This window comes from Pseudokineococcus marinus (assembly GCF_013004605.1).
Taxonomy (GTDB): domain Bacteria; phylum Actinomycetota; class Actinomycetes; order Actinomycetales; family Quadrisphaeraceae; genus Pseudokineococcus; species Pseudokineococcus marinus.
Genome location: NZ_JABEMA010000121.1, coordinates 1 through 9,067, shown reverse-complemented (window position 1 = coordinate 9,067; position 9,067 = coordinate 1). Strand labels below are relative to the sequence as shown.

At 76.5% G+C, this 9,067-nt stretch carries 10 protein-coding genes; 2 read left to right on the top strand and 8 right to left on the bottom strand.

Annotation, left to right across the window (positions count from 1 at the left end):
• The coding region (locus HLB09_RS09355; protein WP_171203119.1) for a methyltransferase domain-containing protein at nucleotides 1-318 on the bottom strand (318 nt) is incomplete at its 3' end.
• A gap of 316 nt (nucleotides 319-634) precedes the next feature.
• Here HLB09_RS09355 and HLB09_RS09350 point away from each other — a divergent pair.
• The gene (locus HLB09_RS09350) at nucleotides 635-2,071 is read left to right on the top strand and encodes a dihydrolipoyl dehydrogenase family protein (RefSeq protein WP_171203120.1); all 1,437 of its coding nucleotides are present in this window, start codon (nucleotides 635-637) and stop codon (nucleotides 2,069-2,071) included.
• Between the two features lie 232 nt (nucleotides 2,072-2,303).
• On the opposite strand, the gene dnaB is transcribed toward HLB09_RS09350, so the two are convergent.
• The 3 genes from dnaB to HLB09_RS09335 all read right to left on the bottom strand — a co-directional run bounded on the left by dnaB (nucleotide 2,304) and on the right by HLB09_RS09335 (nucleotide 5,235).
• A complete protein-coding gene (gene dnaB, locus HLB09_RS09345; protein ID WP_409372991.1) occupies nucleotides 2,304-3,812 on the bottom strand; it encodes a replicative DNA helicase in 1,509 nt (502 codons plus the stop codon).
• Between the two features lie 251 nt (nucleotides 3,813-4,063).
• Nucleotides 4,064-4,753, bottom strand: coding sequence for a TetR/AcrR family transcriptional regulator (locus tag HLB09_RS09340; protein ID WP_171203117.1), 690 nt, complete (start codon nucleotides 4,751-4,753; stop codon nucleotides 4,064-4,066).
• 2 nt (nucleotides 4,754-4,755) lie between these two features.
• On the bottom strand, nucleotides 4,756-5,235 hold the full coding sequence (locus tag HLB09_RS09335) for a hypothetical protein (RefSeq protein WP_171203116.1): 480 nt from the start codon (nucleotides 5,233-5,235) through the stop codon (nucleotides 4,756-4,758).
• Between the two features lie 92 nt (nucleotides 5,236-5,327).
• On the opposite strand from HLB09_RS09335, the gene HLB09_RS09330 reads away from it, so the two are divergent.
• Complete coding sequence (locus HLB09_RS09330) at nucleotides 5,328-6,695, top strand: MATE family efflux transporter (protein WP_409372992.1); 1,368 nt, start codon at nucleotides 5,328-5,330, stop codon at nucleotides 6,693-6,695.
• Between the two features lie 292 nt (nucleotides 6,696-6,987).
• Here the strand turns inward: HLB09_RS09330 and rplI are convergent, their stop codons facing one another.
• From rplI to rpsF, 4 genes are all read right to left on the bottom strand, one after another.
• On the bottom strand, nucleotides 6,988-7,437 hold the full coding sequence (gene rplI / locus HLB09_RS09325; protein WP_171203114.1) for a 50S ribosomal protein L9: 450 nt from the start codon (nucleotides 7,435-7,437) through the stop codon (nucleotides 6,988-6,990).
• A gap of 14 nt (nucleotides 7,438-7,451) precedes the next feature.
• Nucleotides 7,452-7,688 carry a 30S ribosomal protein S18 gene (rpsR, locus tag HLB09_RS09320; RefSeq protein ID WP_171203113.1) on the bottom strand — a complete coding sequence of 79 codons (237 nt, stop codon included), beginning with the start codon at nucleotides 7,686-7,688 and terminating at the stop codon, nucleotides 7,452-7,454.
• A gap of 177 nt (nucleotides 7,689-7,865) precedes the next feature.
• Complete coding sequence (locus tag HLB09_RS09315) at nucleotides 7,866-8,438, bottom strand: single-stranded DNA-binding protein (RefSeq protein WP_171203112.1); 573 nt, start codon at nucleotides 8,436-8,438, stop codon at nucleotides 7,866-7,868.
• 140 nt (nucleotides 8,439-8,578) lie between these two features.
• Complete coding sequence (gene rpsF, locus HLB09_RS09310; RefSeq protein ID WP_171203111.1) at nucleotides 8,579-8,869, bottom strand: 30S ribosomal protein S6; 291 nt, start codon at nucleotides 8,867-8,869, stop codon at nucleotides 8,579-8,581.
• Between the last annotated feature and the right edge of the window lie 198 nt (nucleotides 8,870-9,067).

Sequence of the window (9,067 nt, the reverse complement as noted above, 5' to 3'; positions counted from 1 at the left end):
CGGGACGCGCTGCCCATCGGCGCGCAGGAGGCGGACGCGGTCGGGGCCGACGCGGGCGGCGCGTCGGCGCGCGGCGCCGAGCATGCTCGCGCTCGCGTCGAGCCCGAGCACGACGCCGCTGGGCCCCGCGGCGGCGAGGAGGGCCGGCAGGTCCGGCCCGGTGCCGCAGCCCACGACGAGGACCTTCGCCCCCGGTTCCACGTGGATCATCTCCACCGCGACCTCGCGGCCGGGGGCGTACAGCGGCTCGGCGGAGACGAGGTCGTACCAGCGGCCGAGGAGGGCGTAGCGCGCGCGCCCGGCGTCCGGTGAGGCCACGGGCGCCTCCTCGGGTCGTGCCGCTCGCTCGGCCGGCGCCTCCGCCGCCGTGGGTGAGGGGAGCGGGAGGCGGGCCCCAGCCTGCCGCCCGGCACCCGCGCCGTCACGACGAGCGCTCCGAGGGGTCGTCCGCGAGACTGACGTCCCGACTCGTGGACGCCCCCGTCGACCTCCCGTCGACGGGAGCGACGACGGCGCCGCGGCGCCCGGAGGGAGAGCGAGCGTGACGTCACCGTCCGTGCGCCCCGACGACCCGCGCGACGTGCCCCGGGGCGACCCCGACCCCGCCGCGCGGACGTGGCCGGCGGGCTCGCGGCTGGACGACGCCGACGCGGCGACCGCGTGGGACCTCCTCGTCGTCGGCGGCGGGACGGCGGGGCTCGTGGGCGCGCAGACGGCCGCGGCCCTGGGGGCCCGGGTGCTGCTCGTCGAGCGCGACCGCACGGGCGGGGAGTGCCTGTGGTCCGGCTGCGTGCCGTCCAAGGCGCTGCTCGCGGCCGCCGCCGCGGCCGCGGACGCACGCCGTGCGCACCGGCTGGGCGTGCGGGCCGAGGTCACCGTCGACTTCCCCGCCGTCATGGCGCACGTGCGCGCGGCGGTCGAGGAGATCCGGCCGGTCGACGCGCCCGAGGCCCTCGAGGCCGCCGGGGTCCGCGCCGTCCGGGGCACGGTGCTCTTCACCGGTGCCACCACCGCAGCGGTGGACGGCCGGGAGGTGCGGTTCGCGCGCGCCCTCCTGGCCACCGGCTCGCAGCCGGCGGTCCTCACCCTGCCCGGCGCCGACGGCGCCGCGCCCCTCGTCCCCGACGACGTGTGGGACCTCGACGAGCTCCCCGACCGCCTCGTCGTCGTCGGCGGCGGCACCACGGGGACCGAGACGGCGCAGGCCTTCGCGCGGCTCGGGTCGCGCGTCGTCCTCGTCGAGGCCGGCCCCCGCCTCCTGCCCGGCGAGGACGCCGACGCCGCGGCCGTCGTCGCCGACGCCCTCCGCGCCGACGGCGTCGACGTGCGCACCGGCGCCCGGGCCTCCTCGGTCCAGCCCGGCGCCGGCGGCGCGGGGTCGCTCGTCCTCGCGGACGGCGCCGAGGTCCCCTACGACCGCCTGCTGCTCGCCGGCCCGCGCCGTCCCCGGCTCGAGGGCCTCGGGCTGCGCGCGGCCGGCGTCGAGGTGGGCGACGACGGGCAGCTCGTCCTCGACGGGCTGCGGACGACCAGCCCGCGCGTCTGGGCCGCCGGCGACGTCACGGGCGAGGACACCTACACCCACACGGCGGGCGGGCGGGGGTCCGACGCCGCCGTGGCCGCGGTGCTCGGCCTGCCCCGGCGCCCCAGCCGCGTTGTCCCCCGCGTCACCTTCACCGACCCCGAGCTCGCCGCCGTCGGCGAGCCCACGACGGGCGCACGACCGGGACGGCGGGTGCTGCACCAGGCGCACGACCACGTCGACCGCGCCGTCGCCGAGGGCCGCACCGCGGGCTTCACGCGCCTCGTCGTCGACCGCCGCGGCCGGGTGCGCGGCGCCACCGTCGTCGGCCCCCGCGCCGGCGAGGTGCTCGCCGAGCTCACCGCCGCCGTCGTCGACGGGACGACGACCAGCGCCCTCGTCGCCCGCACCCACCCCTACCCGACCTACGGCGACGGGCCGTGGAACGCGGCGATCGCCGACTACCGGCGCTGGCTCGGCACCGCCCCGGTGCGGGCGGTGACGAGGGCGCTCGTCGCCGTCCGGCGGCGGTTGCCGGTGCGGGGCTGAGCCGGCCACCTACGTCCGCCGGGTCCGCACGTCTGGCCGTTGCGCACGTCCGGCTGGGTCCGCGGGCGGCGTCGCGCTCGCTCCGGCACTGGCTCGGCGCTCTGCGGCCGGGGAGCGCTGAGGTCCGGGCGCCGGCCTGACGTGCTCTCCGCGCGCACGGCTCCGCCCGCTCGTGCGCCGAGCGGGTCGTCGACCGCGACCCTCGCCCCGAGAGGTCCGCGCCTTCCGCCTGTCAGCCGCCCTGGGCCATGTCGACGAAGCGCGAGTAGTGGCCCTGGAAGGCGACGGTGATGGTGTCGGTCGGCCCGTTGCGGTGCTTGGCGACGATGAGGTCGGCCTCGCCGGCGCGCGGGGACTCGCGCTCGTAGGCGTCCTCGCGGTGCAGGAGGATCACCATGTCGGCGTCCTGCTCGATCGACCCCGACTCGCGCAGGTCGGACATGGCGGGCCGCTTGTCGGTGCGCTGCTCGGGTCCGCGGTTGAGCTGCGAGATGGCGATGACGGGGACCTCGAGCTCCTTGGCGAGCAGCTTGAGCGCGCGGGAGAACTCCGACACCTCCTGCTGGCGGCTCTCGACGCGCTTGCCGGAGCTCATGAGCTGCAGGTAGTCGATGACGACGAGCTTGAGCCCGTGCCGCTGCTTGAGCCGCCGGCACTTGGAGCGGATCTCCATGAGCGACATGTTGGGCGAGTCGTCGATGAACAACGGCGCCTCGCTGACCTTGCCCATGGTGCGGGCGAGGCGCGTCCAGTCCTCCTCGCGCATCGTGCCCTTGCGCATGTGCTGCAGCGAGACCGTCGCCTCGGCCGACAGCAGGCGCATGGTGATCTCGTTGCGGCTCATCTCGAGCGAGAAGACGACCGCGGGCAAGCCGTTCTTTATCGCAGCAGAACGCGCGATGTCTAATCCCACAGTCGATTTCCCGATCGCAGGCCTCGCGGCGATGACGATCATCTGGCCGGCGTGGAGGCCGTTGGTCAGCTGGTCGAGGTCCGCGAAGCCCGTCGGCACGCCGACCATGCCCTCGCCGCGGTGGCTCGAGGCCTCGATCTCGTCGATCGTGCCCTCGATGATGTCGGCGATGGGCAGGTAGTCCTCGCTGCTGCGCCGCTCGGTGACCTTGTAGACCTCCGCCTGCGCCGAGTCGACGATGCCGTCGACGTCGCCCCCGCCCGCGGCGTAGCCCATCTGCACGATGCGGGTGCCGGCCTCGACGAGGCGCCGCAGCACGGCGCGCTCGCGCACGATCTCGGCGTAGTAGCCGGCGTTGGCCGCCGTGGGGACCGAGGCGATGAGGGTGTGGAGGTAGGCGGCGCCGCCGACCCGGCCGAGGTCGCCCCGTCGGTTGAGCTCGGCGGCCACCGTGACGGCGTCCGCGGGCTCGCCGCGCCCGTAGAGGTCGGTGATCGCCTCGAAGACGCTCTCGTGGTTCGGCCGGTAGAAGTCGGTGCTGCGGAGCACCTCGACGACGTCGGCGATGGCGTCCTTGCTGAGCATCATGCCGCCGAGGACGCTCTGCTCCGCGGCGACGTCCTGCGGCGGGGTGCGCCCCAGGTCCTCCGACGGCGGACCGGACGCCTCGAACCTGTCGACCTCCGCCAGGCTCACGCGCCCACCCGCCCTCTCCGACCTCGGCGCCCGTCGCCGACCGTCTCCGGCACCGGGCTGCGCGGGCCTCCGGGAGGTCCGCCCGCCGGACGCTAGGGGCGGCCACCGACAGCCGTCGAACCGCGCACGCACACCCCCTGTGCACAGCGCTGTGCACTCCTGTGGACGACACCGGCGCGCCGTCCACAGGCCGTGGACAGAGCTGTGGACGGTCGCGCGCGGCCACGGCGGCGCACGTCCCGTGACCAGCACCGACGTCGTGCACCGGGTGTGGACGCTCCCGGGCCGCCGCCAGGTGGTGAGGTGTCCACCTGCCGGACACCCTCGGTCCACGCGCCCGGGGGTGACGCGCTGGTGGCGCGGTCGGGGCGCGGTCCCGACCGTCAGGCGACCGGCCGGAGGAGGGCCTCGACGTCGGCCCGCAGCACCGCGTGCGCGGTCGCCACGTCGGGCACCGTCCCGCTGAGCAGGCCCAGGGCCAGGCCGTCGGCGCGGGTGAGGAGCGCCGTCACGGCGGTCGCCGCGCGCCCCGCGTCGAGGGCCCCCTCGTCCACGAGGCGGTCCACCCACGCGCGGACACGCTCCGCCGTCGCCTGCACGCCGCCCTCGAGCAGGGCCCGGCCCAGCGGCGTGGCGCGGGGGCCGACGGCGTCGGTGAGCAGAGCCGCCCACGGCTCGAGCAGGTGGAGCTGCGCGTCGTCCGCCGGGAGGAGCTGGGCGACGCACTCGGCGAGGCGGTCCGCGGCCGGCACGTCCCGGTCCGCGATGCGCCGGTCCTCGAGGTGGGGGTCCACGGCCCGCCGGGCCACCGCGACGACGAGGTCCTCCTGGCGCGGGAACCAGTAGCGCAGCGTGCTGGCGCCCAGGCCCGCGCGCTGGGCGACGGCGCGCACGGACACGGCCGCGTAGCCGGCCTCGGCGACGAGGTCCTCGGCGGCGCGCAGCAGCTGCTCGCGGCGGTCGACGGCGCTGCGCACGCCGGCCGGTCCGCCGCCGGCCGGGTCCGCGGCGAGGGGTCCTCCGACGACCCACCCCCCGGTGGCCGCGTCGTCCGCGCCCCGGGCGCCGTCCACCGTCAGCCCTCGACGGCGTAGAGGCCCGCCGTCGCCAGCCCGCCGAAGGCGAGGCCCCAGAGCACGATGGACACGACCTGCCACAGCACCACCTGGCGCCGGTCGGCGCCGAAGGCGACGAGGGCGCCCGAGGTGATCTGGCTGGGCAGCACCGTCTGCCCGAGCAGGCTCACGCCGGGCACCCCGAAGCGGTCGAACCGGCGGCGCAGCTTCTCCGTGCGCGGCGACGGCGGGCGCGGCTCCCTCCGCGAGCGCAGGCGCCGGCGCACCGCGTCCCCGGCGGTGACGACGAGCACCATGCTGAGGACGTTGCCCGCCACCGCCGCCACCAGGACGATGGCGAAGGGGACGCCGACGACGACCCCCACCGCTGTCGCGCCGTAGCTCTCGACGAAGGGGATCGCCCCTCCGACGAGCAGCACCACCCACTGCCACACCGCGTCGGTGGCCTCCACCCGCGCCTGGATCCCCTCGAGCCCCATGTCGTCCTCCTCGTCTGCGTCCTGCGGTCGTGGCACACCGTACTAGAGATTGGCACAGCGTGCCAGAGGGTGGACCGTCAACGGCTGCGACCATCTCGCCCGTGCCGCGACTGCCCTCCGCCCTCCGGCCGCGACCGCTCGACCGGGAGGTCGCGCGCCTCGCCGTCCCGGCCTTCGCGGCGCTCGTCGCCGAGCCGCTCTTCCTCCTGGCGGACTCGGCGGTCGTCGGCTCGCTCGGCGTCGTCCCGCTCGCCGGCCTCGGCGCCGCCGGGACGGTCCTGACGACGGCCGTGGGCGTCTTCGTCTTCCTCGCCTACGCCACGACGGCCGCGGTGGCGCGCCGCCTCGGGGCGGACGACCTCCCCGCCGCGCTGCGCCAGGGCGTGGACGGCATGTGGCTGGCCCTCGTGCTCGGCGTCGTCACGGCCGCCGCGGCGTGGCCGCTGGCCCGGGACCTCGCCCTGGCGGTGGGGACGAGCCCCGAGGTCGCCGACGCCGCCGCGACGTACCTGCGCGCCTCGCTGCCGGGCCTGCCGGCCATGCTCGTCGTCCTGGCCGCCACCGGGGTGCTGCGGGGGCTGCAGGACACGCGGACGCCGCTCGTGGTCGCCGTCAGCGGGGCGCTCGTCAACGTGCCGCTCAACGTCGTCCTCGTCCTCGGGCCCGGGCCCTTTCCCGCCCTCGGCATCGCCGGCAGCGGCCTGGGGACGGCGGCGGCCCAGCTCGGCATGGCCGCGGCCCTCGTGGTCGTCGTCGTCCGCGGCGCGCGGCGCCACGGCGTCCCCCTCGCTCCGGGGGGTGCGGGCGTGCTCCGCTCGGCGCGCGACGGCGTCCCGCTGCTCGCCCGGACGCTCACGCTGCGCGCCACCCTCCTGCTCACGACCGCGGCGGCCGCCCGCTCCGGCGACACGGCGCTGGCGGCCCACCAGGTCGTCGTGACGATCTGGTCGGCCCTGGCGCTGGGCCTCGACGCCCTCGCCATCGCCGGGCAGGCGATCACCGGGCGCACGCTCGGGGCCGGGGACGTCGGCGCGACCCGCGACGTCCTGCGGCGCCTCGTCGGCTGGGGCGCGGTCCTCGGCGTCCTCAGCGGCGTCGTCGTCCTCGCCGGGCGCGACCTCGTGGCCCCCCTCTTCTCGCCGGACGACGGCGTCCGGACAGCGATCGCCGCGGCGCTCGTCGTCGTCGCCCTGGCCCAGCCGCTGGCGGCGTACGTCTTCGTCCTCGACGGCGTCCTCATCGGGGCCGGCGACGGGCGCTACCTCGCGCTCGCCGGGCTCGTGGGCCTCGTCGCCTACGCGCCGCTCGTCGTCGCCGTCGTCACGTGGGCGCCGCCGGGCGCGGCCGGCCTCGTCTGGCTCTGGGTCGCCTTCGCCGGCGGCTTCATGGCCGTCCGCGGCCTCACGCTCTGGTACCGCGCCCGCGGCGACGCCTGGGCCGTGACGGGCGCCGTCCGCTGAGGGCCCCCGCCCCGCGGAGAGGGGCTACGAAGTCCGCCCATCGGGCCTCGGACGACGGAGGAAGGCTACGAACTCCGCCCACCGGGCCTCGGACGACGGAGGAAGGCTACGAACTCCGCCCACCGGGCCTCGGACGACGGAGGAAGGCTACGAACTCCGCCCACCCGGGCGCTGGCCGTGGGAGATGGAACACGACGTCCGCCCGCCAGTTGCGCGCCGGGGCCGCGGGACGACGACGGCCCCCTCGCCGCGGGGGCGAGAGGGCCGTCGTCGGTGGTGCTGGTGCGGCGCGTCAGGCCGAGGGGACGACCTCGACGTCGACGCTGGCCTGCACGTCCGGGTGTAGCCGGACGGTGACCGTGTAGCTGCCGAGGGACTTGATCGGCTGGCCGATCTCGACCTTGCGGCGGTCGACGTCCTTGCCGGTGGCGGCGCGGACGGCCTCGGCCACGTCGGCCGGGGTGATGGCGCCGAACAGGCGACCGCCCTGGCCCGCGTTGGCGGACAGGCGCACGGGCTGCTCCTGCAGGGTGGCGCGCACGCTCTGCGCCTCCTCGACCGACGCGATCTCGCGGGCGCGGCGCGCACGGCGGATGTCGTCGACCTGCTTCTGGCCGCCCTTGGTCCACGGCGTCGCCAGGCTGCGCGGGAGCAGGTAGTTGCGCCCGTAGCCGTCCTTGACCTGGACGACCTCGCCGGGCTCGCCGAGGCCGGAGACCTCCTGCGTCAGGATGAGCTTCATCTCGTGCCCCTTCCTCAGCGCGCGGAGCTGCTGTAGGGCAGCAGCGCCATCTCGCGGGCGTTCTTGATCGCCTTGGCCACCTGGCGCTGCTGCTGGACGGAGACGCCCGTCACCCGGCGGGCGCGGATCTTGCCCCGGTCGGAGATGAACTTCCGCAGCAGCGCGGTGTCCTTGTAGTCGACGTAGCTGATCTTCGCCGCCTTGAGCGGGTTCGACTTCTTCTTCGGCTTGCGGAGAGCCGGCTTGGCCATCGTGGAGCTCCTCGTCTGGAGCCCGGGTCCTGCCGAGGGCCCGGGATGGGGGTGGGGAGGGCCGACGGGACCGGATGGTCCCGAGGGCCTGCGGCGGCGCGTGCGCGCCGCCGCGGGGAGCGGCACCGGCGGGGCCGGTGCCGCGCGCGACCGAGGTCGTCGGTCGCGGACGTCGGGCTAGAAGGGCGGCTCGTCGCTCTGGCCGCCGCCCCAGCCGCCGCCGGAGGGCTGCTGCCCGCCGCCGGAGGACGGGCCGGTGGCCCACGGGTCGTCCTGGCCGTAGCCGCCGCCGGACTGCTGTCCGCCGCCGCCCTGCTGCTGGCCGCCGCCGTAGCCGCCGCCCTGCTGGCCGCCGCCGCCGAAACCGCCACCGCCGCCGCCACCGCGCTGCGTGCGCTGGGCCTTGGCCGTGGCGTAGCGCAGCGACGGGCCGACCTCGTCGGCCTGCAGCTCGTTGACGGTGCGGTTCTCGCCCTCCTTGGTCTGGAAGGACCGGGAGACGAGGCGGCCGGTGACGATGACGCGCTGGCCCTTGCCGAGCGACTCGGCGACGTTCTCCGCCGCCTCGCGCCAGATCGAGCAGCGCATGAACAGCGTCTCGCCGTCCTTCCACTCGTTGCTCTGGCGGTCGAACTGCCGGGGCGTGGAGGCGACGGTGAAGTTGGCCACGGCCGCCCCCGAGGGGGTGAAGCGCAGCTCGGGGTCGGCGGTCAGGTTCCCGACCAGGGTGATCTGGGTCTCGCCTGCCATGGCTCCTCCTCGCGGGATGGACGGTGCCCGGGTGGGCGCGGACCGCCGGGGGGCGGGCCGCTCGGTCGCCCGACGCTAGGCGGGAGGGGTGACGACGCGCAGGCGCCGTGCACACCCCCGCCCGGCCGGGCGGCGAGGGGTCAGTGGAGCTCGGGGCGGACGAGCTTGGTCCGCAGGACCGACTCGTTGAGGTTGAGCTGGCGGTCCAGCTCCTTGGCCACGTCGGGCTCGGCCTTCATGTCGACGACCGCGTAGATGCCCTCGGCCTTCTTGCCGATCTCGTAGGCCAGCCGGCGCTTGCCCCAGATGTCGACCTTGTCGATCGAGCCGCCGCCTCGGCGGACGACGTCGAGGAACTTGTCGAGCGACGGGGCGACGGTGCGCTCCTCGAGCTCGGCGTCCAGGATGATCATCATCTCGTAGTGACGCATGCGAGTACCCCACCTCCTGTGGTCTTCGCGGCCACGGTCTCTCCGTGGCAGGAGGGTGTCTGCGTCGCGGACCCGGGCCTCCCGCGCTCAGGGCGCACGGGTGCCGCGGGGCCGGTCGGGCACCAGGGTAGCGGCCCGGCGGAGGGGCTCCGGCCGCCGCCTCAGGCGGGGTCGCCCGGCGCCGCGCCCGCGAGCGCG